The organism is Micromonospora sp. NBC_01796 (genome assembly GCF_035917455.1).
Lineage (GTDB): Bacteria > Actinomycetota > Actinomycetes > Mycobacteriales > Micromonosporaceae > Micromonospora_G.
This window is the reverse complement of the sequence record NZ_CP109078.1, coordinates 4,137,354-4,162,842: the sequence shown is the minus strand read 5'-3', so window position 1 is coordinate 4,162,842 and position 25,489 is coordinate 4,137,354. Positions and strand designations below refer to the sequence as shown.

Annotated in this window: 27 protein-coding genes; 4 read left to right on the top strand and 23 right to left on the bottom strand. The window is 70.0% G+C overall.

Annotation, left to right across the window (positions count from 1 at the left end; translation table 11 throughout):
- Positions 1-31: 31 nt before the first annotated feature.
- Complete coding sequence (locus OIE47_RS19220; RefSeq protein ID WP_326562857.1) at positions 32-682, top strand: class I SAM-dependent methyltransferase; 651 nt, start codon at positions 32-34, stop codon at positions 680-682.
- Between the two features lie 166 nt (positions 683-848).
- On the opposite strand, the gene OIE47_RS19215 is transcribed toward OIE47_RS19220, so the two are convergent.
- From OIE47_RS19215 to prmC, 16 genes are all read right to left on the bottom strand, one after another.
- Positions 849-1,304, bottom strand: a complete 456-nt coding sequence (locus tag OIE47_RS19215) for a DUF2550 domain-containing protein (protein WP_326562856.1) — start codon at positions 1,302-1,304, stop codon at positions 849-851.
- Positions 1,305-1,316: 12 nt separating this feature from the next.
- Positions 1,317-1,601, bottom strand: a complete 285-nt coding sequence (locus OIE47_RS19210) for a F0F1 ATP synthase subunit epsilon (protein ID WP_326562855.1) — start codon at positions 1,599-1,601, stop codon at positions 1,317-1,319.
- Between the two features lie 88 nt (positions 1,602-1,689).
- Positions 1,690-2,826: an LCP family protein gene (locus OIE47_RS19205; RefSeq protein WP_326562854.1), complete on the bottom strand. Its 1,137-nt coding sequence runs from the start codon at positions 2,824-2,826 to the stop codon at positions 1,690-1,692.
- Between the two features lie 190 nt (positions 2,827-3,016).
- A complete protein-coding gene (gene atpD / locus OIE47_RS19200; RefSeq protein WP_326562853.1) occupies positions 3,017-4,453 on the bottom strand; it encodes a F0F1 ATP synthase subunit beta in 1,437 nt (478 codons plus the stop codon).
- On the bottom strand, positions 4,453-5,382 hold the full coding sequence (locus OIE47_RS19195) for a F0F1 ATP synthase subunit gamma (protein ID WP_326562852.1): 930 nt from the start codon (positions 5,380-5,382) through the stop codon (positions 4,453-4,455). Before OIE47_RS19195 ends, atpD begins: the two co-directional genes overlap by 1 nt.
- Before the next feature lie 9 nt (positions 5,383-5,391).
- Positions 5,392-7,044 (bottom strand): F0F1 ATP synthase subunit alpha, encoded by a 1,653-nt coding sequence (gene atpA / locus OIE47_RS19190; RefSeq protein WP_326562851.1) that lies wholly within the window; start codon positions 7,042-7,044, stop codon positions 5,392-5,394.
- 67 nt (positions 7,045-7,111) lie between these two features.
- Positions 7,112-7,933 (bottom strand): F0F1 ATP synthase subunit delta, encoded by an 822-nt coding sequence (locus OIE47_RS19185; protein WP_326562850.1) that lies wholly within the window; start codon positions 7,931-7,933, stop codon positions 7,112-7,114.
- Entirely contained in the window at positions 7,933-8,472 is a 540-nt protein-coding gene (locus tag OIE47_RS19180; protein WP_326562849.1) for a F0F1 ATP synthase subunit B, read from the bottom strand. The genes OIE47_RS19185 and OIE47_RS19180 overlap by 1 nt, the downstream gene beginning before the upstream one ends.
- A gap of 31 nt (positions 8,473-8,503) precedes the next feature.
- Positions 8,504-8,734: an ATP synthase F0 subunit C gene (locus OIE47_RS19175; protein WP_121156754.1), complete on the bottom strand. Its 231-nt coding sequence runs from the start codon at positions 8,732-8,734 to the stop codon at positions 8,504-8,506.
- A gap of 67 nt (positions 8,735-8,801) precedes the next feature.
- Entirely contained in the window at positions 8,802-9,596 is a 795-nt protein-coding gene (gene atpB, locus OIE47_RS19170) for a F0F1 ATP synthase subunit A (RefSeq protein WP_326562848.1), read from the bottom strand.
- Between the two features lie 12 nt (positions 9,597-9,608).
- Entirely contained in the window at positions 9,609-9,851 is a 243-nt protein-coding gene (locus tag OIE47_RS19165; RefSeq protein ID WP_326562847.1) for an AtpZ/AtpI family protein, read from the bottom strand.
- A gap of 162 nt (positions 9,852-10,013) precedes the next feature.
- On the bottom strand, positions 10,014-10,457 hold the full coding sequence (locus tag OIE47_RS19160; RefSeq protein WP_326563161.1) for a hypothetical protein: 444 nt from the start codon (positions 10,455-10,457) through the stop codon (positions 10,014-10,016).
- Positions 10,458-10,512: 55 nt separating this feature from the next.
- A complete protein-coding gene (glyA, locus tag OIE47_RS19155; protein WP_326562846.1) occupies positions 10,513-11,790 on the bottom strand; it encodes a serine hydroxymethyltransferase in 1,278 nt (425 codons plus the stop codon).
- A gap of 100 nt (positions 11,791-11,890) precedes the next feature.
- Positions 11,891-12,514 (bottom strand): arsenate reductase/protein-tyrosine-phosphatase family protein, encoded by a 624-nt coding sequence (locus OIE47_RS19150; RefSeq protein ID WP_326562845.1) that lies wholly within the window; start codon positions 12,512-12,514, stop codon positions 11,891-11,893.
- Complete coding sequence (locus tag OIE47_RS19145) at positions 12,515-13,159, bottom strand: L-threonylcarbamoyladenylate synthase (protein WP_326563160.1); 645 nt, start codon at positions 13,157-13,159, stop codon at positions 12,515-12,517.
- Complete coding sequence (gene prmC, locus OIE47_RS19140; RefSeq protein WP_326562844.1) at positions 13,159-14,127, bottom strand: peptide chain release factor N(5)-glutamine methyltransferase; 969 nt, start codon at positions 14,125-14,127, stop codon at positions 13,159-13,161. Before prmC ends, OIE47_RS19145 begins: the two co-directional genes overlap by 1 nt.
- Positions 14,128-14,201: 74 nt before the next feature.
- On the opposite strand from prmC, the gene OIE47_RS19135 reads away from it, so the two are divergent.
- Positions 14,202-15,758, top strand: coding sequence for a GGDEF domain-containing protein (locus OIE47_RS19135; protein ID WP_326562843.1), 1,557 nt, complete (start codon positions 14,202-14,204; stop codon positions 15,756-15,758).
- Positions 15,759-15,780: 22 nt separating this feature from the next.
- On the opposite strand, the gene prfA is transcribed toward OIE47_RS19135, so the two are convergent.
- Both prfA and rpmE read right to left on the bottom strand, forming a co-directional pair.
- Positions 15,781-16,869, bottom strand: a complete 1,089-nt coding sequence (gene prfA / locus OIE47_RS19130; RefSeq protein ID WP_326562842.1) for a peptide chain release factor 1 — start codon at positions 16,867-16,869, stop codon at positions 15,781-15,783.
- A 114-nt stretch (positions 16,870-16,983) separates the two neighbouring features.
- Positions 16,984-17,208: a 50S ribosomal protein L31 gene (gene rpmE / locus OIE47_RS19125; RefSeq protein WP_121156762.1), complete on the bottom strand. Its 225-nt coding sequence runs from the start codon at positions 17,206-17,208 to the stop codon at positions 16,984-16,986.
- A gap of 214 nt (positions 17,209-17,422) precedes the next feature.
- Here rpmE and OIE47_RS19120 point away from each other — a divergent pair, with 214 nt between their 5' ends.
- Complete coding sequence (locus OIE47_RS19120; protein ID WP_326562841.1) at positions 17,423-18,514, top strand: RNA ligase; 1,092 nt, start codon at positions 17,423-17,425, stop codon at positions 18,512-18,514.
- Between the two features lie 3 nt (positions 18,515-18,517).
- A complete protein-coding gene (locus OIE47_RS19115) occupies positions 18,518-19,414 on the top strand; it encodes a phosphatase domain-containing protein (protein ID WP_326562840.1) in 897 nt (298 codons plus the stop codon).
- Positions 19,415-19,478: 64 nt separating this feature from the next.
- Here OIE47_RS19115 and rho read toward each other — a convergent pair whose 3' ends face one another.
- From rho to OIE47_RS19090, 5 genes are all read right to left on the bottom strand, one after another.
- Positions 19,479-21,518, bottom strand: a complete 2,040-nt coding sequence (gene rho / locus OIE47_RS19110) for a transcription termination factor Rho (RefSeq protein WP_326562839.1) — start codon at positions 21,516-21,518, stop codon at positions 19,479-19,481.
- A gap of 295 nt (positions 21,519-21,813) precedes the next feature.
- Positions 21,814-22,890: a homoserine kinase gene (gene thrB, locus OIE47_RS19105; protein WP_326562838.1), complete on the bottom strand. Its 1,077-nt coding sequence runs from the start codon at positions 22,888-22,890 to the stop codon at positions 21,814-21,816.
- Between the two features lie 87 nt (positions 22,891-22,977).
- Complete coding sequence (locus OIE47_RS19100) at positions 22,978-23,217, bottom strand: hypothetical protein (protein WP_326562837.1); 240 nt, start codon at positions 23,215-23,217, stop codon at positions 22,978-22,980.
- 14 nt (positions 23,218-23,231) lie between these two features.
- Entirely contained in the window at positions 23,232-24,086 is an 855-nt protein-coding gene (locus tag OIE47_RS19095; RefSeq protein WP_326562836.1) for an SPFH domain-containing protein, read from the bottom strand.
- A gap of 69 nt (positions 24,087-24,155) precedes the next feature.
- Positions 24,156-25,403, bottom strand: coding sequence for an MFS transporter (locus OIE47_RS19090; protein ID WP_326562835.1), 1,248 nt, complete (start codon positions 25,401-25,403; stop codon positions 24,156-24,158).
- Positions 25,404-25,489: the final 86 nt, after the last annotated feature.

The following is a 25,489-nucleotide window of genomic DNA, read 5'->3' as shown; positions in this document are numbered from 1 at the left end:
GACCGGGTACGGACGGTCATCGCCTATTTTGGTGGCCGTGGCCAATGAGAAATTAACGTTCCTGACCCAGTTTGTCCGCCAGCCGATGGCGGTCGGTGCGATCGCGCCCAGCTCACGGGCACTGGCAGACAAGATCACCGCACCGGTTCCGCGTACGGGCGATCCGGTGGTGGTCGAACTCGGACCGGGTACCGGCTCCTTCACCGGCGAGATCCAGCGCCGGCTCGGCGGGCGCGGCCACCAGCTCGCCATCGAGATCAACCCCGACTTCGCCGGTGCCCTGAGTCGGCGCTACCCGGCGGTGGACGTCATCTCGGACGACGCCCGCAAACTCCGTGACCTGCTGGCCGCACGGGGCCACCGGCAGGCGGACGTGATCGTGAGCGGCCTGCCCTGGGCCGCCTTCAACAACGACCTGCAGCAGAACCTGCTCGACGCGGTCGCCGACGGGCTCGCCGACGACGGCGCGTTCACCACGTTCGCCTACCTGTTCGCGATCTGGACCCCGCCGGCACAGCGACTCCGCACCGCCCTCCGGTCCCGGTTCGAAGAGGTCACCATGGGCCGTACGGTCTGGGCGAACCTGCCCCCCGCCCTCGTCTACCACTGCCGCCGCCCCATCCGAACCACCCGCCCCCACTCCGGCCTCGCCGCTACCAACACCGGCAACACCACCACCTGACCCGTCCGCCGATCACCCCTGCCCCCAGACCACAAACGCCCGGTCCCCATCGGGACCGGGCGCTGACGAACAAAGGTTTCGGGTTGGGCCTGCCGTGCCCGGCGGAGAGATCAAGCCTGACCGCTCGGAGCCGGGCACGGCAGGCCCAACCCCCCAACGAACACCCTCAAGCAGCAGGCCAATCATGAGCCCCCAGACGCGGCGAGACCGCCCCCGGAGGAGCGGCCTCGAGCCACGAAAGAAACCCGGTCACCGTGGATTGCGCCATCGCGATCTCCACCGGCGCCTGGTGACTGGTACAGCGCAGGATCACCCAGTCGGCCGGCATGGAGAACTGTTCCTGGCCCTCGGGCAACCGGCGACGTTCGACGGCGAGCCCCCGACGGGCGAGCACCCGCTTGGGCCGGATGGCAAAACTGAACATCCGGTACCAGCGCAGTTCGTCGTCGGTGAAGCGCCCGAATCCTGGCGACCAGCCCCGGCCGTCGAGCATCGTCGACACCCGTACGCTGAGCCGGATGATCCCGCCCGAGCGGGTCACCAGGGCACGCCGGACGAAGAGCACGAGCAGGCCGGCGAGCACGACCAGCGCGCCGACCCCGATCCACTCCAGAACCAGCACCGACGTGCCGGGTCAGCGGGTCGAAGCGGCGGTAACCGGGGTGGCGCTCTCGGCGAGGACGGTGACGCCCGAGCCGGTCACCGAGAGGAAGCCACCGGCCACCTCGAACGTGATCTGCTCACCACCGGCGAGCTTGATCCGGACCTGTCCGGGCTCGGCGAGCTGCCCCAGCAGCGGAGCGTGGCCCGGCAGCACTCCGAGCTCGCCCTCGGTCGTCCGCGCAACGACCATTTCGGCGTCGCCGGACCAGACCTTCTCCTCGACGGCTACGAGCTCGACGTGTAGCTGATTTGCCACGCTGACTCCTTGTATAGCTACGGGATTCCACCGAGTCTAGTCGCGCATCCGTCCCGTTCCCACGGCGGGTGGCGAGAAGCACCCCCGGCTACTTGTCCGTGTTGATCAGCTCGGGGTGCGCGGCCACGAAGGTGTCCAGCGTGTCGGCCTGTACGGAGGCGAAGAAGTCCGGGGCCGGGTCCTTCAGTTGCTCGCCCTGGTAGTTGCTGGAGGAGCCGAGCGCGGCGTGCGGCAGTTTGATCAGCGTCATCGAGTCGGACCGCAGGTCACGCAGGGCGAAGGCCCAGTCGGCGACGCTGTGCCCACGGCCGCTGAAGATCAGGGACTGGCCGGCGGCGCGCAGCACCGCGTCCAGCTTGAGCGGGTTGGTCACCACGTCCCGGCTGAGCGCCTGGCTCGCCATCGCCCGGATGAACTGCTGCTGGTGCCGCTGCCGCCCGTAGTCGCCGTCGACCAGCGTCTTGCGCTGCCGTACGTAGTCCAGGGCCTGCCAGCCGTTCAGGTGGGCCTGGCCCTTCTTGTACTCGCGCTGCGGCCCGATGTAACCCTCCCCGTTCGGGTTGCCCGGGCGCGGGGTGCCGTCCGGCTGGAGGTGCTCGGACTTGGTGTCGGCGTCGATGTACATGTCGACGCCGCCCATCGCGTCGACGATCTTCTTGAAACCGCCGAAGTTGAGGATCGCGCCCGCGTCGAACCGCTTGATGCCGGTGTAGTTGCTGATCGTGGTCTGCAACAACTCGAAGCCCTTGGCCGCGTCCGGGTTCTTCCCGGGCACCAGGCTGCCGTGGGACATGGCGGCGTTGAGCCGGTCGTTGCCCCCGGCGTAGTTCGCCTTCGGGAAGGCGGGGATGTCCACCCGCAGGTCACGCGGCAGCGAGAAGAGGTACGCCCGGTCCATCCCGGCCGGCACGTGCAGGATCATGATCGAGTCGGCGAGCGGGGGCGTGGACGGCTGCCGCGGGTCGATGCCGACCAGCAGGATGTTGACCGGCCCCTTGATGTCGGACACCTTCGGCGGCGGGGTGCCGGGTCCCTCGTCACCGAAGAGGTCGGCACTGGCCACCGCACCCTGGTAGCGGGAGAGCAGTGCCTCGAACCCGACCAGTACGACCCCACTGAGCAGCATCAGCACGGTACCGAAGATCGTGCAGAGTCGCGCCCAGCGCGGCACCGCCGACTTCTTCCTGCGCTTGCCGTGTGTGGTCGGCGTACCGAGGTCGGTCACCAGGCATCTCCCATCATCGCGCCCCGACGGAAACGGACGGCCCTACGAGGGCACGAACGTTGCAGAGCGTAGCGCTGGTTTCTGGGTAAACGCCTGGAAGATCAACTGGGCCGCCGCTGCACCCCGCGTACGCGAAAAGGGACCGTGTCGGCGGTCAGCCGGCACGGTCCCCAGTCGCAGTACGGAAAAACTAGTCCTTCATCAGCTCGCGTGCGTTGCGCTCCAGGTCGTCCAGGCCACCGCACATGAAGAACGCCTGCTCGGGGAAGTGATCGAACTCACCCTCGCTGATCTTCTTGAACGCCTCGACGGTGTCCTTGACCGGCACGTACGAACCCTTGATGCCGGTGAAGACCTCGGCCGCGAAGGTGTTCTGCGACAGGAAGCGCTCGATCCGCCGGGCACGCCCAACGGTGATCTTGTCTTCCTCGGAGAGCTCTTCGATACCGAGGATGGCGATGATGTCCTGCAGGTCCTTGTAGCGCTGCAGGATCCGCTTCACCTCGGAGGCGACGGTGTAGTGCTCCAGACCGACGTACTCCGGGGCGAGGATCCGCGAGGAGGACGCCAGCGGGTCAACCGCCGGGTAGATGCCCTTGTCGGAGATCGACCGCTCCAGGTTGGTGGTCGCGTCCAGGTGGGCGAAGGTGGTCGCCGGTGCCGGGTCGGTGTAGTCGTCCGCCGGCACGTAGATCGCCTGCATCGAGGTGATCGCCTGGCCACGGACCGAGGTGATCCGCTCCTGCAGCTCGCCCATCTCGTCGGCGAGCGTCGGCTGGTAACCCACCGCACTCGGCATCCGGCCCAGCAGGGTGGAAACCTCCGAGCCGGCCTGGGTGAACCGGAAGATGTTGTCGATGAAGAGCAACACCTCCTGCTTCTGCACGTCCCGGAAGTACTCCGCCATGGTGAGCGCGGAGAGGGCGACCCGCAGACGCGTGCCCGGCGGCTCGTCCATCTGGCCGTAGACCAGCGCGGTCTTCTCGATGACGCCGGACTCGGTCATCTCGTGGATGAGGTCGTTGCCCTCACGGGTACGCTCCCCCACCCCGGCGAACACCGAGGTACCACCGAAGTTGTTCGCAACCCGGATGATCATTTCCTGGATCAGCACGGTCTTGCCCACACCCGCGCCGCCGAACAGGCCGATCTTGCCACCCTTGACGTACGGGGCGAGCAGGTCGAGAACCTTGATGCCGGTCTCCAGCATCTCGGTCTTCGGCTCGAGGTCGGCGAAGGCCGGGGCCTTCCGGTGGATACCCCACCGGTCGGAGACCTGGAGCTTCTCGCCCTCCTTGAGGTTGAGGCACTCGCCGATCGCGTTGAACACGTGACCCTTGGTGCCGTCACCCACCGGGACCATGATCGGGTTGCCGGTGTCCCGGACCTCGGCGCCGCGGACCATGCCATCGGTCGGCTGCATCGAGATGGCCCGGATCATGTTGTCGCCCAGGTGCTGGGCGACCTCGAGGGTCAGCGTCTTCTCTCCACCGGAGAGCGAGACGGTGACGTTGAGGGCGTTGAAGATCTCCGGCATGGCGTCGCGCGGGAACTCGGCGTCGACGACCGGGCCGATGACCCGTACCACCCGACCGGTGGCGGTCTTCGTCTCTACTGGTGCAGTCATCACACTTCACTTCCCGACGCGGCCAGCGCGTTGGCGCCGCCGACGATCTCACTGATCTCCTGGGTGATCCCGGCCTGGCGGGCCGAGTTCATCTCACGCGTGTATCTGTCGATCATGTCCTCGGCGTTGTCGGTCGCGCTCTTCATCGCGCGCCGGCGTGCCGCCGACTCACTCGCCGCCGATTCGATCAACGCCGCGTAGATCCGGGTGTTGATGTACTTCGGCAGCAGTGCGTCGAGCAGCGCCTCGGCTTCCGGCTCGAACTCGTACGCCGGCAGCAGGCCCTCGGACCGCGGACGGTCCTCGACCTCCATCGGGCCGATGATCTTGGTAACCGGGTTCTGCGTCATCAGCGACTTGAACTCGGTGTAGACGATGTGCAACTCGTCCACGCCCAGCACGCCGTCGATGCCGCCGCTGCCGCTCTCGTCGTCCGCGCCGTGGCCGAACGCCTTGATCAGCGTCTCACCCACCTCGCGGGCGTTCGCGAACGACGGCTGCTCCGAGAACCCGGTCCAGCTCGCCTCGATCGGCCGGTTGCGGAACCGGTAGAAGGTGACGCCCTTACGGCCGATGACGTAGAGCACCGGCTCCTTGCCCTCGTCCCGCAGCCGAGCCAGCAGGGACTCGGCCATCTTGATCGCGTTGGAGCTGTAACCGCCGGCCAGGCCGCGGTCACTGGTGACCACCACGACCCCGGCTCGCCGTACCCGCGGACGGGCGGTGAGCAGCGGGTGGTCGATCGCCGCGTTGGACGCCAGCGCGGTGAGCACACCGGTGATGGCCTGGGCGTACGGCAGGGACGCCGCGACCCGGGCCTGGGCCTTGGCGATCCGGCTCGTCGCCACGAGCTCCATCGCCTTGGTGATCTTCTTCATCGACTTCGCCGAGCGGATTCGTTGACGAAGAACGCGAACCTGGGCCGCCATTGGTCAGCCCTACTTCTCTACCGCAGCGTCGGTCCCGCCATCCCGGTACCGGGTTACGGTCTCGCGGTTCTCTTCCCCTTCGAGGGGCGCGGCTGCGGCCTCGTTGACCTTCACGTCGTCCGCTTTACCCAGGAACTGGGCCTTGAACCGGTTGATCGCCTCGTCCAGGGCGCGCGGCTCGTCGTCGCTCCAGTTGAACGCCGCGATCGAATCCAGCGTCGACTTGTAGTTGTGCCGCAGGAACTCGAGGAACTCGTTCTCGAACCGGCGTACGTCGGCAACCGCGATGTCGTCGAGCTTGCCCTCGGTGCCGGCCCAGACCGACACCACCTGCTCCTCGACCGGGAACGGCGAGTAGTTCGGCTGCTTGAGCAGCTCGACCAGGCGGGCGCCACGGTCCAGCTGGTTACGGGAGGCCTTGTCCAGGTCGGAGGCGAAGGCGGCGAACGCCTCCAGCTCGCGGTACTGGGCCAGGTCCAGCCGGAGCCGGCCGGCGACCTTCTTCATCGGCTTGACCTGCGCGGCGCCACCGACCCGGGAGACCGAGGTACCGACGTTGATCGCCGGCCGGACACCCTGGTTGAACAGCTCGCCCTCGAGGAAGATCTGCCCGTCGGTGATCGAGATGACGTTGGTCGGGATGAACGCCGAGATGTCGTTGCCCTTGGTCTCGATGATCGGCAGACCGGTCATCGAGCCGCCACCCAGCTCGTCGGAGAGCTTGGCGCAGCGCTCCAGCAGGCGGGAGTGCAGGTAGAAGACGTCACCCGGGTACGCCTCACGGCCCGGCGGGCGACGCAGCAGCAGCGACACGGCGCGGTACGCCTCGGCCTGCTTGGTCAGGTCGTCGAAGACGATCAGGACGTGCTTGCCGCCGTACATCCAGTGCTGCCCGATGGACGAGCCGGCGTACGGGGCGATGTACTTGAAGCCGGCCGGGTCGGAGGCGGGCGAGGCGACGATGGTGGTGTACTCCATCGCGCCCTGCTCCTCCAGCAGGCCCTTCACCGAGGCGATGGTGGAGGCCTTCTGGCCGATCGCCACGTAGATGCAGCGGACCTGCTTGGCCGGGTCACCCGACCGCCAGTTGTCCCGCTGGTTCAGGATCGTGTCGATCGCGACCGTGGTCTTGCCGGTCTTCCGGTCACCGATGATCAGCTGACGCTGACCCCGGCCGATCGCGGTCATCGCGTCGATGGCCTTGATGCCGGTCTGGAGGGCCTCGGTCACACCCTGCCGGGCCATGACGTTCGGCGCCTGCAGCTCGAGCTCGCGGAAGCCCTCGTTGGCGATCTCACCGAGACCGTCGATCGGGGCACCGAGCGCGTTCACCACGCGACCCAGGAAGGCGTCGCCGACCGGAACGGACAGCACCCGGCCGGTGCGCTTGACGCGCTGGCCTTCCTCGATGCCGGCGTAGTCGCCGAGCACCACGGTGCCGATCTCCCGGACGTCGAGGTTGAGCGCCACGCCGAGCGTGCCGTCCTCGAACTCCAGCAGCTCGTTGGCCATCGTCGAGGGGAGCCCCTCGATGTGCGCGATGCCGTCACCGGCGTCGGCGACAGCGCCGACCTCCTCGCGGGAGATGTCGGGCGAATAGGAGGAGACGTAGCGCTCCAGGGCGCCGCGGATCTCCTCCGACGAGATGGTCAGCTCGGCCATCCTCTGCTTCCTCTATTCAGGGCCCGGAGTTAACTCAGAGCGGCAGGCTAAGTACGGCGTAGTTCGTTCAGCGCTTGGTGAGCGCGTTACGGGTTTCGGTGAGTCGGCGCAGGATGGTGCCGTCGTAGAGATCGGCACCGACCTGGACGCTCAGCCCGCCGAGCACGTGCGGGTCGACCGTCTGCTTGACGGTGACCTCCCGACCGTAGATCTCGGTCAGCTTGGTGCTCAGCCGGCGCTCCTCTTCCTCACCGAGGGGCGCCGCGACGGTCACGTAGGCCACCTGCCGGTCACGGCGGTCGGCGGCCAGCTCCACCAGGCGGGTGAGCCCGTTGGAGAAGGACCGTCCACCGAAGCCGGCCAGGGCCACCTCGGCGAGGCGGATGGTCGACGGCTTCGCCTTGCCGGAGAGCAGGGTCCGAACCAGCTCGGCCCGTTGCGCCACCGGCGCGATCGGGTCGGACAGGGCGTTGCCCAGTCCGGTGTCCCCCCCGACCACCTGGCCGAAGCGGAACAGCTCGTCCTCGACCTCACCGAGGTCGTCGGCCCGGTCGGCACTGGCGAGCAGTGCCTCCACCCCGAGCCGCTCGGTGCCGGTCAGCAGTTCGGACGGAGCCGACCAGCGACCACCGACCAGCGCGGTGAGCAACTCGGACGCATCCGAGTTGACCTTGCCGGCGACCAGGCTGCCCAGCAGGCCGGCCCGCTCCTCGCCGGAGCGGGCCGGGTCGGACAGGGCCCGCCGCAGCCGCGCCTCACGGCGCAGCAGATCGGCCACGGCGAGGATCCCGTCGGCGGTGTCGGCGATCGCCGACGGCTCGGCGGTCTGGGCGTACGCGTCCAGACGCTCCGCCACGGCGGCGTACGACTCCCGGCTGGCGGCCTGCATCAGCGGGCCCCCGCGCTCTCGAGCCCGGTCAGGAAGCGCTCGACCGTGCCCTTCTGACGCGCCTCGTCGGCGAGCGACTCACCGACGATCTTGCTGGCCAGGTCGACCGCGAGCGTGCCGACCTCCGCGCGCAGTTCACGCACGATGGTCTGCCGTTCGGCGGCGAGCTGTTCCTTGCCGAGCGCGATGATCCGGTCGGACTCCTCGCGCGCCTTGGCCAGGACGTCCTGTCGGATGCCTTCGGCGTCGGCCCGCGCGTCGTCGCGGATCTTGGCGGCGTCGGTACGTGCCTCCGCCAACTGGGCCCGGTACTGATCGAGGAGCTGGTTGGCCTCGGCCTGTGCGACCTCGGCCCGCTTGATGCCACCCTCGATCGCTTCGACCCGCGCCTGGAAGGTCTGCTCCATGCGCGGGAAGACGAACTTCATCAGCACGAAGCAGAGCAGCGCGAAGGCGACCGATCCAACGACGATCTCCTGCCAGAGCGGGAGAATCGGGTTGTGCTCGGTGGCGCCTTCCGCAGCGGCGATGTAAAGCATGTGAACCCTCCGTTGACGAAGGCGGGCGGAACTAGAGCTGGCCCTGCCAGATGAAGCCGAATGCGATGCCGAGCAGCGCGAGCGCCTCGATCACGGCGAAGCCGATCCAGACGTAGGGCAGGGTGATCCGCGACGACTCGGGCTGACGCGCCGTCGAGTTGATGTACGCGGCGAAGACCAGGCCGACGCCGATGCCGGGGCCGATGGCGGCAAGGCCGTAACCGATGGCGGCGACGCTGCCCTCTACTGCGGCGATGTCCATTAGTTGGTTCCTCCTGGGTATCTCGCGTGACGGTCACGCGGGACGACAACGGTTGTGCGGTTGTGAATCAGTGCTCTTCGGCGACAGCGCCCTGCACGTAGCTTGCCGTCAGCACGACGAAGACGTAGGCCTGTAGGACGATGACCAGTGCTTCGAGGAAGGTCAGCGCGACGGTCATCACCCAGGAGAGCACCGAGACCGGCGCCAACAGCGGGGTCGCGTTGAGCATCGCGAATCCGCCGAGGGTGAAGACCAGCAGGAGCATGTGGCCGGCGAACATGTTCGCGAACAGACGCACGGCCAGCGAGAACGGGCGAACCAGGAACGTCGAGAATGCCTCGATCGGAATCAGCAACGGCAGGATGTACCACGGCGCCGGCGGGATGAGGGCGTTCTTGAAGAACTTGCCCGCACCGTGGTGCCGGATGCCCACCCAGATGAACATCACGTAGCTGATCGCCGCGAAGATCGCCGGGAAGGCGATGTGCGAGTTCGGCGAGATCTGGATCAGCGGAACGATGCTGAACAGGTTCGTCAGCAGGATGAAACAGAAGAGCGTGGTGAAGTACGGCGCGAAGGCGACTCCACGGTGCCCGATCATCTCCACGGCGATGTTGTTGCGCACGAAGCCGTAGATCGACTCGGCGAACCACTGCTTCTTGGTCGGCACCAGCTGCGGTTTGCGGTAGCTCAGCAGGAAGAACAGGATGAGCAAACCGGCCGCGAGCCAGACCAGCAGGGTGATCTTGGTGACCCACAGCGAGTGTCCGCCCCACGGGGCGATGCTGGGCAGGAAGAAGTCCCCCACGCTGGGTGGAAACGGGGAATCGCCCTCCGCGAGGACGACCGTTTGTCCGATCACCGCGTCCCTTCCCTAGTTAGGCGGCGCGCCGAAGTGGCGGATGACCAGGTAGATCCCACCAGCCGCGCCGAGTACCACGCCGATCCCGATGGCGACGCCATCGGTCTCGAGCCACCGGTCGACCAGCCAGCCGATGAGGCCCCACACCAACATCCCTGCGATCAGGTACGCGAGCGCGGTCCATCCCTGTCCGGCGTTGGGCGGCTGATAGTCGCCTGTGCCGTCAGCGGGTTGGGGGGTTTGGTCACCGGCCATGACACGGCGAACGGTATCAGCCAGAAATACGAGGCAAGGAGGCACCCCCCGCACAACCGAGGTGTGTGGGCGTTCTGGGGCGCAGCGTCGTCTGGAGGCACGCTACTCCGCTTAGGCCCGCTGGGAAATGACCGATCACGGACAGTTTTTTGCCGCGCCGTGCTAAGTGGTGGTCCGCCGCAGGTGAACAGCGGTGATCCACCAGATGTGCACACCGGTCCAGACCGCCACGCCGGCGACCACGCCGAGCGCCAGCGGCACCAGCCCTGGCCAGCCAGTAGCAGCCGCCGCGGCCATCAACACGCCGAACACCGAGAATTTGGCCGCGTACATCGCCAGACCGAACGGCAGGACCAGTTGCGGGTCCACCGAATCGGCCCAGGCCACGACCAGGGTGGACGATGTGTAACTGAAAGTGACGACGGCAACGCCTATCGCCGCACCGATCGCTCCGGTCGTACCGGATGTCAGCCCGCCGACCAGGGCGGCCAGCGCGACCAGGCCCGCGGAGGCCAACAGCAGCACCGGCAGATGCTGCAATCGCCAGTGTTTGTCCGCCGGGGCGGCCGGGTCCGTGACAGCGTCGGCGGGGGATGTGTCGTCCACTGTCGCGCCCTCGACCGGGTCGCGGTCGGCGTCCAGGGCGCGATCCGCCGCCAGCTCAGCCACGGGGGTACGCCGGGAAGCCGGCCACCAGCTCGGTGACCTCGTGGGCGACGGCGGCCAGCGTCTCCTCGCCACCGGTGGCGGTCGGATCGGTCCGGACGGCCCGGGAGATCAGGGTCGCGATCTGCCGCATCTCACCCTCGCGCATGCCCTGGGTGGTGACACTCGGGGTGCCGACCCGGATCCCTGAGGCGATCATCGGCTTCTGCGGGTCGTACGGGATGGCGTTCTTGTTCAGCGTGATCCCCGCCCGGCCGGCCCGTTCCTCCGCGTCCCGTCCGGTCACGTCCAACTCGCGCAGGTCGATCAGGGCCAGGTGGGTGTCGGTGCCGCCGGAGACCGGCCGCATCCCCTCCGCGGCGAGCCCGGCGGCCAGCGCCTGGGCGTTGCGGACCACCTGGGTGGCGTACGTCCTGAAGTCGGGTGACGCGGCCTCGCGCAGCGCGACGGCCTTGGCCGCGACGGAGTGCATCAACGGACCACCCTGGGTGAACGGGAAGACCGCCTTGTCGATCCGCTCGGCGAGCCCCTCCCGGCAGAGGATCATGCCGCCGCGCGGTCCCCGGAGCACCTTGTGGGTGGTGAAACAGACCACGTCGGCGTACGGCACCGGGGACGGGATCGCCCCGCCGGCCACCAGCCCGATGAAGTGCGCGGCGTCCACCATCAGGTACGCACCGACCTCGTCGGCGATCTCCCGGAACCGGGCGAAGTCGATCAGTCGGGGGTAGGCGGTCGCGCCACAGATGATCAGCTTCGGTCGGTGCGCCAGGGCGAGGTCGCGTACCTCGTCGTAGTCGATCAGCTCGGTGTCCCGGCGGACGGTGTAGCCGACCGGGGAGAACCACTTGCCGGAGAAGTTGACCCGGCTGCCGTGGGTCAGGTGACCGCCGTGCGGCAGCTCCATCGCCAGCACCGGGTCACCCGGCTGCACCAGCGCCGCGTACGCGGCCAGGTTCGCGCTCGCCCCGGAGTGCGGTTGCAGGTTGGCGTGCTCGGCCCCGAACAGCTCCTTGGCCCGGTTGATGCCGATCTCCTCGGCCCGGTCCACCTCGGCGCAGCCACCGTAGTAACGCCGTCCGGGATACCCCTCGGCGTACTTGTTGGTCAGGGTCGAGCCGAGCGCCGCCAGTACGGCCGGCGAGGTGAGGTTCTCGCTGGCGATGAGTTGCAGGCCGCCCCGCAACCGGTCCAACTCGCCCAGGACCACGTCGGCGATCTCCGGATCGGTGGCCGCCAACTCGTCGAAGTCGGGCCCGTAGAACTTGCTCATGTGGTCTCCTCGTCGAGTGCGCCACCGCAGTGGAGTGTACGGAGCGGCCCGGCGTGATCGACCTATGCCCTGGTCAGGACGACAACCCCCGGCGATGCGCTCAGGGCAGCAGGGCGGCGGCGAGCGGGTCGACGGTCTCCTCGATCTCGTCGGCGACCCGGCTGAAGCACTGGTCACCCCGGCCCCACGGGTCGTCGAGATCGTCCGCCGGCAGCGGGGTGCTGCCCCGCCGGGCGGCGTCGACCGCCTCGACCAGGGCGACCCCTCGGGCGTACACCTCGTCCGGGGTGGCCGAGGCGGCGGGCAGCCCGGTCAGGTCGACGGCGGCGAGCAGCCGGCCGAACTCGCCGAGCACGAAGGTCCGCCCGGCCGCGTCGGGGCGGAGCGCGACCACGTAGTCCTGCTGGTCGGCGGTGGCGGTCAACACCAGGTCGGCCGCGTCGATCTGGTCCGAACGCAGCTTGCGGGCGGCGAAGCCGTCGATGTCACCACCACGGGAGCGGACCTGACGGGCGGCGGGCGGGTTCATCTCCTCACCCGCGTGCCAGCCGCCGGTGCCGGCGCTGTGGCTGTGCAGCAGTTCGTCGGCGAGCCCCGGCCCGCCCGTCGCACCGTCGGCCCGCCGGGCCAGCCGCTCCCGGATCGCGAGGGCGAGCAGCCGCTCGGCCATCGGGGAGCGGCAGATGTTGCCCATGCAGACGTGCAGGACGGTGAACGGCGGCACTCAGGCCACCCGGCCCTGGATGTCCGGTACGACGTCGCGCAGCTTCTCCAGCGGGATCGCCCCCTCCCGCAGCACGCGGGGGATCTCGCCGGTGAGGTCGACGATGGTGCTCGGCACCGGGTCCGGCGCGGTGCCGGCCTCCAGGTACGCCCGGACGGAGTAACCGAGCTGGTCGCGGGCCTCCTCGGCGGTGGTCGCCGCGGGCTGCCCGGTCTTGTTCGCCGACGAGACCGCCATCGGCCCGGTCTCCCGGAGCACTTCCAGCGCGACGGGGTGCATCGGCATCCGTACCGCGACCGTGCCGGCGGTGTCGCCGAGGTCCCACTGGAGGCTGGGCGAGTGCTCGACGACGATCGTCAACGCGCCCGGCCAGAACGCCGCGACCAGGTCCCGGGCGGCCGACGGCAGGGTGAAGACCAGCCCGTCGAGGGTGTGCCGGGAACCGACCAGGACCGGCGGCGGCATGGACCGACCGCGACCCTTCGCGTTCAGCAGCGCGGTGACGGCGTACGGCGTGAAGGCGTCCGCGCCGATCCCGTACACCGTGTCGGTGGGTAGCACGACAAGCTCGCCGTTCTTGACCGCCTCGATCGCGGCGGCGATACCGCGGTCGCGCTCGGCGAGGGACCGACAGTCGTAGAGCATCACGAGGAGCCAGTCTGCCACGCCGGAACGGCATCGGCGGCACGGGTGCCGTCAGTGCGACACGCGGTGACAAACCGGGCCCGACCCGTCAGGTCCGGATGGTCGCGTACCTCGTCGAACCGGCCGTCGGCGCGGAGCAGCGCCGGTACCGCCTCGGCGTGGGTGTCGTCGTGCTCGATGCCGAGCAGCCCGCCGGGGCGCAGCAGGTCGGCCGCGCGGGCCAGCACCGGGCGGATCACCGCCAGGCCGTCGGGGCCACCGAAGACCGCCTCCGCCGGGTCGTGGTCGGCCACCTCCGGGGGTACGGCGGTCGCCGACGGTACGTACGGCGGGTTGCAGAGCAGGATGTCCACCTGCCCGGCCAGCCCGGCGAGCAGCTCGGGATCGGTGACGTCGCCGGCCACCACCTCGACCGGCCGGTCCCCGGCGGTGGCCCGCTCGGCCGCGTTGCGGCGCAGCCAGGACAGCGCCTCCGGGGACCGCTCGACCGCCACCACCCGCGCCTGCGGCACCTCGTCGGCCACCGCCAGGGCGATCGCCCCGCTGCCGCTGCACAGGTCGACCACGAGCGGCGCGGCGGGCGCACCCGTGCCCCCGACCATCGCGCGGGCCCCCTCGATCCCCCAGCCGGCGAGCAGTTCGGTCTCCGGACGGGGTACGAAGACGCCCGGCCCGACCGCCAGCTCCAGATAACGAAACGGTGCCGAACCGAGGAGGTACTGCAACGGTTCGCGCTCCACCCGACGACGGACAAGTTCGGCGAACCGGTCGAGTTGGGCGGGGGTGAACCTGGCCGTCAGCGCCAACCGCCCACGCGACGTATCCAGCACGTACGCGGCCAGCAGCTCCGCTTCGGCCCGGGCGGGGCCGATTCCGGCGGCGGCCAACGCACCGGTCGCCCGACCGACGGCAACCGAGGGCCGCAACCGTTCTGACCCTTCGGCGGGCTGCTGTAGGAAATCTGTCACGCCATAATCATGAGACGTCGGACGGGGGCACCGGACACGGGCGCCGCTCGTCCGCGATTCGTAGGAGGTTCCGCGTGAGCTGGCTCGACCAGGTCAAAGACCAGGCCGAGGTCCTCATGCACGCTCGCGGGCTGATGGAGGCCGGCCGGTCCGCCGCGGCGTGCCAGACCTTCGAGCAGGTCATCGACGCCACCGAGGACCCGTACTCCCGCGCCGACGCGCTGGTCCAACGCCTCTCCGCGCTGATCAACCTGGGCCGGACCGCCGAATACACCACCGCCGTCGAGCGCGCCTTCGACGCCGCCCGCGATCTCGTCTCCGAGCCGTACCTGCACGGGCACCTGCACGCCCTGGCCGCGCTCGCCGCGCACGACCACGGTGCCCTCGACCGGTGCGTGACCCACCTGGTCCGCAGCGCCCAGGCGCTGGCCGCGGTGGAGGACCCGGACCGGGAGACCGCCTGGGCCTGGCACGACCTGGCGATGGCCTACTCCTACCTCAGCTTCCACGGTTATGCGCTCTCCGCCATCGAACGGGCCCGCCAGCTCGGTGCCGCCGCCGGTATACCGGACGAGACGTTCGCCGCCCCCGGCATCCGGCTGCGCAACGCGGTCACCCTCGACCACCACGGCGACAGCGACGGCTGCCTGCGGGTGCTCCGCGACATCGGCGGCGACCTGGACCGGTTCGTCGCGACCGGGGGCGGGGCCCGGCTGCGCCCGAGCAGCCTGGTCGCGTACGGGTACGCGGTCGCCCGCCGGGCGGCGCTCGGTGAGCCGACCGAGCTGCCCGCCGGGATCTCCGCCACCTCGTTGCTCAGCAAGGGCGGGGACAGCGCCCGGGCGCGGGACATGCGCCAGCTCGGTGAGGCGTGCCTGGCCATCGCCGCCGGGCGGCCGATCGAGGCGATGACCCGGCTGGACACGATCACCGTGGCCGCCGAGACCCTCGGCGCGGCCGAGCACGCCCGGTTGCGCAGCATGGCGTACAGCAGGGCGGGTGACCATCCGGCGGCACACCGGGCCGACCGGTTCGCGTTCCGGCTCGCCGCCCAGCGCAACGACCGGCTCCGGGACGTGTACGTCGACGGCATCGCGGCCCGGATCGACCACGAGGAGTTGCGCCGCGAGGCGGCCCGGTACGAGGACGAGGCGCTCACCGACCCGCTCACCGGCCTGCCCAACCGCCGCCGGCTGGAGCGTTACGTCGCGGCGATGGTCGGACGGGGCGAGCGGGCGGTGATCGGGGTCTGCGACCTCGACGGCTTCAAGGCCGTCAACACCGCGCACGGCCACCACTCCGGCGACCTGGTCCTGCAACGCATCGCCGGGGTGATCAACCGGGTGATGCGGCGGGGTGACTTCGTGGCCCGGTTCGGCGGTGACGAGTTCATCGTGGTGCTGCCGAGCGCCGGCATGGCCGAGGCCGACGACGTGGGCCGCCGGATCACCGCCGCGGTGTACGCCGAGGACTGGGCCTCGCTGGTGCCGGGCACCCCGGTCGGGGTCAGCGTCGGTTTCGCCGAGGTGAGCGGGGCCGGTGCCAACCTGCGGGAGGCACTGAGCACCGCGTTCAAGGTCGCCGACCGGGAGATGCTGCGGTCCAAGACCCGGCCCCGGATCGTCTCCTGACCCGGTCCGCGAGGGCGGCGGATCAGCGGCGGGACAGCTCGCTCTCGCCGGCCAGCCTGGCCGCCCGGTCCGCCTCGGTCAGCGCGTCCAGCACGGCGTCCAGGTCCCCGGCGAGCGCCAGGTCGAGGTTGTACGCCGTGTAGCCGATCCGGTGGTCGGTGATCCGGTTCTGCGGGTAGTTGTAGGTCCGGATCCGCTCCGAGCGGTCGACCGTACGCACCTGGAGCCGGCGGGCGTCGGAGGCAGCCGCGTCGGCCTGCTCCTGGGCGGCGGCGAGCAGCCGGGCCCGCAGGATCCGCAACGCCTGCTCCCGGTTCTGGAGCTGGCTCTTCTCGTTCTGGCAGGAGACCACGATCCCGGTCGGCAGGTGGGTGATCCGCACCGCCGAGTCGGTGGTGTTGACCGACTGGCCGCCGGGGCCGGACGAGCGGAACACGTCGATCCGCAGCTCGTTCGGGTCGATGGTGACGTCCACGTCCTCCGCCTCGGGCAGCACCAGGACACCGGCGGCACTGGTGTGGATCCGGCCCTGGGACTCGGTGACCGGCACCCGCTGTACGCGGTGCACCCCACCCTCCCACTTCAGCCGGGACCAGACCCCGTTCCCGCCCTCCGGTACGCCCTTGGTCTTCACCGCGAGCGAGATGTCCTTCACCCCGCCGAGGTCGGAGTCCTGCACCTCGAGCACCTCGGTCACCCAGCCGTGGCGTTCGGCGTACCGGGTGTACATCCGGAGCAGGTCACCGGCGAACAGCGCGGACTCGTCGCCGCCCTCACCGGCCTTGATCTCCAGGATCACGTCCTTGGCGTCGTGCGGGTCGCGCGGGGCGAGCAGCTCGGCCAGCCGCTGTTCGAGCGCGGGCAGGGACGCCGCCAGCGCGTCCACCTCGCCGGCGAACGACGGGTCCTCGGCCGCGAGCTCACGGGCGGCCTCGATGTCGGCCCGGGCCTCCGACAGCTCACCGGCGGCCTTGTGGATCGGGGTCAGCTCGGCGAACCGACGTCCGACCCGTCGGGCGGTCGCCTGGTCGGCGTGGATCGCCGGATCCGCCAACCGCTTCTCGAGCTGCGCGTACTCGTCCAGAAGGCCAGCCAACCGCTCACTGCTCATAACCCGTACTCCTTGTGACCGAGCGGGGGAACCGCGGCGGAATGGGGGACCGCGGGCATATACGGACAACGCCCGCGCCCGGTACGAACCGGGACGCGGGCGCCGTCGACGCAGCTACTTGGCCTTCTTGGCCTGAACCTTGGCGTACTTCTGCTGGAACTTCGCAACCCGGCCGGCGGTGTCGAGAACGCGCTGCTTACCGGTGTAGAACGGGTGGCAGGCGCTGCAGGTCTCGACGTGGATCGAGCCGCCCTTGGCGGTGCTGCGGGTGGTGAACGTGCTACCGCAGGAACAGGTCACCTCGGTGGTGACGTACTCCGGGTGGATGTTGGGCTTCATGTCGCCTCGGTCCCTTTCGTCAAGTGGTCGCCGGGTCGCCGTCAACGCTCGTCACGATCGCGTGGCGCGCTCGGGCGTGAACCGGAACCGGTGGCCGATTGACCAGTGTGCCATGGGGCTCGGCCCACCCCGAAATCGGGCTGCACACCTGATCCGTGGTGGTTAACGTTCCCCGCACCCCTGTGCATTCCCCTCCCGCCGGAAGGCATTCCCCGTGACCACCCCTGTCCGCGTACCGGTGACGCCGTTGGCGCACGTCTTCGATCCCTCGGCCCTGGCCGAGGCGCTCGCCGAGGGTCTCGTACGCGTGCAACGGCACCCCGAGCTGCCGCTGTCCATCTACAACTACACCGAGGCGTGCACGTACGCCTCGATCTGGACGCCGGTGACGCTGGCCTGTCGGGGGCTGATCGTGGACGACGTGACCGGGGCGGTACTCGCCCGGCCGTACCCGAAGTTCTTCAACCACGACCAGCCGGGGGCGCCGGACCTCCGGCTCGACGCACCGGCGACCGTGACGGACAAGGCGGACGGCTCGCTCGGTGTGATCTTCCCGACCCCGGACGGGTACACGGTCGCCACCCGGGGCTCGTTCACCTCGGACCAGGCCCGGCACGCCACCGAACTGCTGCGCACCCGCTATCCCGGCTTCGTCCCGCCGGCCGGGCACACCGTACTGGTCGAGATCATCTACCCGACCAACCGGATCGTGCTCGACTACGCCGGCCTGGACGACCTGGTGCTGCTCGGCTCGGTCGAGATCGCCACCGGCCGCAGCCACGGCCCGGCGGCGGTCCCCGGCTGGCCCGGTCCGGTGGTGGAGCCGCTGCCCTACCGCACGTTCGCCGAGGCGCTGGCCGCGCCGCCGCGCGACAACCGGGAAGGGCTGGTGGTGCACTGGCCGGACACCGACCAGCGGGTGAAAATCAAGTACGCCGACTACGTCCGGCTGCACCGCCTGGTCTACGGCCTCAGCGCCCGTACCGTCTGGGACGTCATGGTCCACGGCGGCAGCCTGGCCGACCTGGTCGAGCCGCTGCCGGACGAGTTCCGTGCCTGGGTCGAGGCGGTCGCGGCCGAGCTGACCGCGACCGTCGCGGCCCGCGCCGCCCGGATCGAGACCGCGTACGGTGAAATCGTCGCAGGCCTGCCCGACGGGTGGACCCGACGCGACTTCGCCGGCCGGGCCCTGGCCCACCCGGAACGCGCCGCCCTCTTCCTCCGACTCGACGGCAAGGACCACCATCCGCTGCTCTGGCAGCAGGCCAAGCCCGCCGGTGACCGCACCCCGCACAACCCGGAGTGACCGATGACCCGACTGATCCTCACCCGTGGGCTGCCCGCCTCCGGCAAGACCACCTTCGCCCGCGAACTTCAGCCGGGCGTGGTCCGGGTCAACCGCGACGACCTGCGCCGGATGCTGCACGGGACCCGCCTGTTCACCCAGTGGGCCGAGGGCCAGGTGACCGCCGTACAGCGGGCACAGGTCGAGGCGCTGCTCCGGGCACGGGTCGACGTCTGCGTCGACGACACGAACCTGCGGTCGAGGACCGTACGGGACTGGGCCGAACTCGGTGCCCGGTTCGGCGCCACGTTGGAGGTGCACGACTTCACCGACGTACCGGTGGACGAGTGCGTACGCCGGGACGCCGACCGGCCCGAGGACGACCGGGTGGGTGAGGAGGCGATCCGTCGGATGCACCAGCGGTACCTGGCCGGGCGCACCCTGCCGCTGCCGGTGCCGTACGTGACCCCGGGCGGCCCGGCGACCGTCTACCGGCCCACGTCCGGCGCGCCGGAGATCGTACTGGTGGACATCGACGGGACCGTGGCGCTGCTGGGCGAACGCAGCCCGTACGACATGAGCCGGGTCGGCGAAGACCGGCCGAATCCGGCGGTGATCGCGGCGGTCCGGGCGATGCACTCGGCCGGCTACGGCGTGGTCTTCTGCTCCGGACGGGACGACTCCTGCCGGGCCGAGACCGAAGCCTGGCTGGACCTGCACGTGGCAGTGCCGTACCTGGGCCTCCACATGCGCGAGTACGGCGACAGCCGCAAGGACTCGGTGGTCAAGCGGGAGATCTTCGAAGCCGAGATCCACCCCCGCTTCCAGGTGGTCGGCGTCTTCGACGACCGGATGCAGGTGGTCCGGATGTGGCGCGACCTGGGCCTCACCGTCTTCCAGGTGGCCGAGGGCGACTTCTGACGGTGCCACGACGAAGGGGCACGGCCGTTTCCGGCCGTGCCCCTTTCGCGTACGTCGCGAGGGATTACTCCCCCGGGGTCGACTTCGCGATCTGCATCAGGAACTCGATGTTGGTACGGCTCTGCTTGAGCCGGTCCAGCAGCAGGTCCAGTGCGGCCTGCGAGTCCAGCGAGTGCAACACCTTGCGCAGCTTGTGCGTGATGGCCAACTCTTCCGGCGCGAGCAGGATCTCTTCCTTACGCGTACCGGACGGGTGGATGTCGATGGCCGGGAAGACCCGCTTGTCGGCGATCTTCCGGTCCAGCTTCAGCTCCGCGTTGCCGGTGCCCTTGAACTCCTCGAAGATGACCGTGTCCATCATGGACCCGGTCTCCACCAGTGCGGTGGCGAGGATGGTCAGCGAGCCGCCGTTCTCGATGTTGCGGGCCGCGCCGAGGAACCGCTTCGGCGGGTAGAGCGCGGTCGAGTCGATACCACCGGACATGATCCGGCCGCTGGCCGGTGCCGCCAGGTTGTACGACCGCCCGAGCCGGGTCACCGAGTCCAGCAGTACGACCACGTCGTGGCCGAGCTCGACCAGGCGCTTGGCCCGCTCGATCGCCAGCTCCGCGACCGTGGTGTGGTCCTGCGGCGGCCGGTCGAACGTGGCCGCGATGACCTCGCCCTTCACCGAGCGCTGCATGTCGGTGACCTCTTCGGGCCGCTCGTCGACCAGCACCACCATCAGGTGGCACTCCGGGTTGTTGTGGGTGATCGCGTTGGCGATCGCCTGCAACACCATCGTCTTACCCGCCTTGGGCGGGGAGACGATGAGCGCCCGCTGGCCCTTGCCGATCGGCATGACCAGGTCGATGACGCGGGTGGTGAGGATGTGCGGCTCGGTCTCCAGACGGAGTCGCTCCTGCGGGTAGAGCGGGGTCAGCTTGTAGAACTCCGGCCGCCGCTTCGCCTCGTCCGGCTCCATCCCGTTGATGGTGTCGAGCCGCACCAGCGGGTTGTACTTGTCCCGCCGCTGCTCACCGTCGCGAGCCGCGCGGACCGCACCGGTGACCGCGTCACCTCGGCGCAGGCCGTACTTCTTGACCTGGGACATCGACACGTAGACGTCGTTCGGGCCGGAGAGGTAACCGGTGGTCCGGACGAAGGCGTAGTTGTCGAGCACGTCGATGATGCCGGCCACCGGGACGAGCACGTCGTCCTCGTTGACCTGCGGGTCCCGGCCGCCACCGGTGGTCTCGGCGCCCTCGGGGCGGTCGTTGCGACCGCGCCGACGGTCCCGGAACCGGCTGCGGCGGCTGCGGCGACCACCGCCCTCGCCGTCATCGTCGCCGTCATCGTTGCGATCGATGTTCCGGTCGTTGTTGCGGTCGAGGTTCCGCTCACCGTTGCGGTCGGCGTTCCGCTCACCGTTGCGGTCACTGCCGCGCTCGGCGTTGCGGTCGTTGCCACGCTCCGCGTTGCGGTCGCCGCCACGCTCGGCGTTGCGCTCGTTGTTCCGCTCGGTGTTCCGCTCGCCGTTGCGGTCGGAGTTCCGCTCGCCGTTGCGCTGGCCGCGCTCGGTGCGCTCACCGCGCTCGGCCCGGTCACCCCGCTCCCGGCTGGTCCGGGACTCGGTCCGCTCGACCCGCTCGGTGGTCTCGGCCACCGGCTCGTCGGCCTTCGGCTCCACCGCTGCCGTGGCGGCGGTTGCCGCGGCACGGCTGGACCGGCGGGAGGAACGCTCGCGTACGGGCGCGGGCGCCTCGGTGGCCGCCGGCTGGGCAGCCGGAGCCGGAGTCTCGTCCGCGCCACGCCGTTCGGTGGTGTCCCGCACCTCGGCGCGTACCTCTTCGCGGGCCGGCGCGGCCGCGGCGGCGACCTCGGCCCGTGGACGCGGCGGGCTACCGGCGGCGGCGCCCCCCTGACGCTCGGAGATCGCGCTGATCAGCTCGCCCTTGCGCATCCGGGCAGTACCGGAGATGCCGAGCGACGCGGCCAGGCTCTGCAGCTCCGGCAGCAGCATCGCCGACAAGCCGGTGCCAGTCCGGCGGCGACGGACGGGACCCGCGGTGGCTTCGCCAGCGACGTTGGAAACATCCGACGTCACGTCGGTGGTGTCGCTCAATGGATTCCTTCCCTCGATAAGGCCGGGGCTACCCGGGATCGACTAACAAGGTGGCCGGGCGGCCTCGGTACACCCGCCTCGCGTCGCGCGTAACGGGAGTCTGTAACACAGCAGCCGGTTTTCCCGACTCACCAACGTCGGTGAGCAGTCTTCGCCGTCTGCGACGACCGGTGGAAAACTGCGGTGCGGCGTGGGCCTAGGCAAGGGTGAGACGGGCTAACCGCCGAAAGCTTCGGGGGTGCACCGACCCGCAGGAGATCGCATGCTTCGCGGCTGTGCTAAGTCTAGAGCGTAATCAACTCTTCCGACCTGCGGCAACAGGGTCCCGCTCGGCGTGTCCCAGTCTAACCCTATCAACCTGGGCGCCGGTCACGTCTACTGGCAACAGCCGGACCGACCAGCCCATTCCCGGGTCGAAGTTTTCCGGCACCGCGGACAGGGCCAGTACGGTCGGTCCCGCACCACTGACCACCGCCGCCACTCCAGCCGCTCGCAGGGCCGTGAGCAGGGAAGCAGTGCCCGGCATCCCGGCCGCGCGGTAGTCCTGGTGCAGCCGGTCGGAGGTCGCGGCGTACAGCAGGGAGGGGTCGGCGGTGAGCGCGTGTACGAGCAACGCGGCCCGTCCGGCGTTCCGCGCGGCATCCTGGTGCGGCACCGTGGCCGGCAGTGCGGCACGGGCAACGGCGGTGAGTCCCCGTTCCTCGGGCACGAAAATCACCGGCGTGACATCCGGCGACGGCCGCAGGACAACCGCCCGCGCACCCGGACCCACCCCGGGGCGCCCGGCATCGGCCGCCACCTGCGCCTCAGTGCTCCCCTGAGTCCCATCCGTCACTCCCGCTCCGGGGACGGGTGCGACGGGCTGGTCGGATCCGGCCAGCCCGGCCGAGAGGGGCGCCGTCTCGGTCCAGGCGATGGTGAAGCCGCCGAGCAGGCAGGGCGCGACGTTGTCCGGATGTCCCTCGATCTCGGCCGCCAGGCGCAGCGCACCGGCGTCGTCGAGCCGGTCCATACCGTCGACGGTCAGTCCACGGGCCAACTGCACCCCGGCGACGATCGCGGCCGACGAGGAACCCAGGCCACGAGCCTGCGGGATCCGGTTCACACAGTCCAGCGCCAGCCCGGTCGGCTGGCCGCCGAGCAGGTCGAAGGTGGCCCGCATGGCCCGGACCACCAGGTGGGTCTCGTCGTCGGGCAGTTCGCCCGCGCCCGCACCGGTGACCGCGACCCGGCAACCGCCGGGGGTCACCCTGGCGCCGACCTCGTCGTAAAGGGCCAGCGCGAGACCGAGCGAGTCGAAACCCGGCCCGAGATTCGCGCTGGTCGCGGGCACCCGGACCCGGACCGGCCCGGAGACGAAGGACAACACCATCCGCCCATGCTAGGGCGGCCGGCCACCACGGCAGCCGGCCGCCCAACGCCTGATCAGTATTCGGACGGCGAGTCGCGGGCTGACCCGCTACCCGCCGGACTCACCCGGCGCCCGCTCATCCGATCCCGACTCGTCCGACGCCGGTCCCGACTCGCCCGACGCCGGCTCGTTCGACGGTTTCGGTGATCGCCCGACCGTACGCAGGGCGAGCCGTAGGGCGAACTCGATCTGGGCGTTGACGCTGCGCAGGTCGTCACCGGCCCACCGGGCCAACGCGTCGTAGACCTGCGGATCGAGCCTGAGCAGGAGTTTCTTGCGCTCGGCCATCAGCCGGACCGCCTCTAGCTGTAGAGGGAGCCGGCGTTGACGACCGGCTGGGCGGCCCGGTCGCCGCAGAGTACGACCAGCAGGTTGGCCACCATCTGTGCCTTGCGCTCCTCGTCGAGGTCCACCACGTGCTCCTCGCGCAGCTTGTCCAACGCGAGGGAGACCATCCCGACCGCGCCCTCCACGATCTTGTAGCGGGCGCCGACGATCGCACTGGCCTGCTGGCGGGCCAGCATCGCCTGGGCGATCTCCGGAGCGTAGGCCAGGTGCGTGGTACGCGATTCGAGCACCTCGACGCCGGCCATCTCGGACCGCTCCCGCAGTTCGTGGGTCAGCTCCTCGCTCACCACCGCGCTGTCGCGCAGGCTGGCCCGACCGGAGTCGTGTGCCTCGTACGGGTAGCTGGTGGCGAGGTGCCGTACGGCCGTCTCTGCCTGCACGGCGACGTACTCGACGTGGTCGTCGACGGCGAACACCGCCTTGGCGGCGTCGACGACCCGCCAGACGACCACGGCCGCGATCTCGACCGGGTTGCCGTCGGCGTCGGAGACCTTGAGCCGGGCGGTCTCGAAGTTGCGTACCCGCAGCGTCACCTGGGTACGGGCGGTCAGTGGCATGGTCCAGTGGAACCCGGCGTCGCGGATGGTTCCGACGTAGCGGCCGAAGAACTGCACCACCTGCGCGTTGTTGGGGTTGACGATGGTGAAACCGGTGCCCGCGATGGCGGCCAGTACGGCGTAGGTGACGGCGGTGGCCACGATCGCCCCGTCGTTACCGACCGCGACGAGGACACCGGCCGCGGCGGCGGCGAGCACCACGAGGACCGCGATCATGAGGAAGCCGGACATCCGGAAGACCACTCGCTCCATGACATCTCCTTAGTAGCAAAGTGATATCACTACGATAGCGAGCCACCGCCCGTCGGACAACCCCGTTCCCTACCGGGACGGCTCGACGTCCGGGGCGGGCTCCGACTCGGTCAGGGAGAGCTTGCGGGTGGCGATCCGCCAACCGATCGCGTAGACCAGGGTGACCAGCCCCCAGCCGGCGAGCACCACCCGCTCGTCGACGTGGTCCACCACCGCGGCGACCACGAGCTGACTGACCGAGATCGCGAAGGTGGCCAGCATCAGGTCGGTGGCGAACACCCGCCCCCGGAGCCGGTCGGGCACCTCACCCTGCAACGCGAAGTTGGACAGCACCCAGTTGCTGCCGCCGGCGAAGTGCGCCACGAAGACCAGCGCCAGGACCAGCGGGAACCAGTTGACCACCGACACCCCGAGGTAGGCCAACCCGTAGCCGGACATCGACAGCGCCAGGCCGGGCAGCAGCCAGGACCGCCGGGTGAGCACCCGGCGCATCAGCACCGGACCGGCCAACGCACCCGCTCCCCGGCTGGCGAACAGCAGGCCCGCACCGATCGCGCCGACGCCGTACACGCCGGCGAGCAGCGGGAACACGGTCAGCACCCCGTTGCCGAGGCCGACCGCCGACTTGACCGTGACCAGGGCGCGCAGCCGTGGCCGGGCCCAGATGTAACGCAACGCCTCGCCCAGCGCCGCCCAACCCCGCTGCACCGGCACCGCGTGGTCGCGGGGTGCCTGCAACGGGCGGCGGATCAACCAGGCCAGGCCGGCCGCGACGGCCAGTGCCACCGCCGCGATCCAGAAACAGGCGTACGGGCCGACGACCTCGCTCAGCACCCCGCCGAGCGAGGCACCGACCACGCCCATGGTGCCCCAGGCCGCCCCGGCGACCGCGTTCCCGGTGGCCAGGTCCTCCGGATCCAGTACGTTCGGCAGCGCCGCCTGGGAGGCGGGTGAGTAGAACGCCTTCGCCACCGCGACCGCCCCGATCGACACCAGCGCCAACCAGGCGGTGTCGGCACTGCGTACCCAGAGCAGCAGCAGGAGTGCGACCAGGCCGCACAGGTTCGACACCATCATGATCTTCTTGCGGTCGATCCGGTCCGCGATCATGCCGCTGTACGGCAGGATCAGCGCGGTGAGTCCGGTGTCGACGGCCAGCACCAGCGCGCCCCACACCCCGCTGCCGGTCAACTGTGGCAGCAGCACCAGCAGCGGCACCATCACGAACCAGTCGGCGCCGAAGACCACCAGTTGGGCGGCGAACAGGTTCCGGAAGTCGCGGTTGCGGACGACGAGTTGCAGCGGGGACGACGACACGGATCGGCACCCTACCCGCAGGCCGCGACCCCACAGACGGGTCGTCCCGGGCCGGTAACCGCACCGACCCGGGACGACCCGGACTA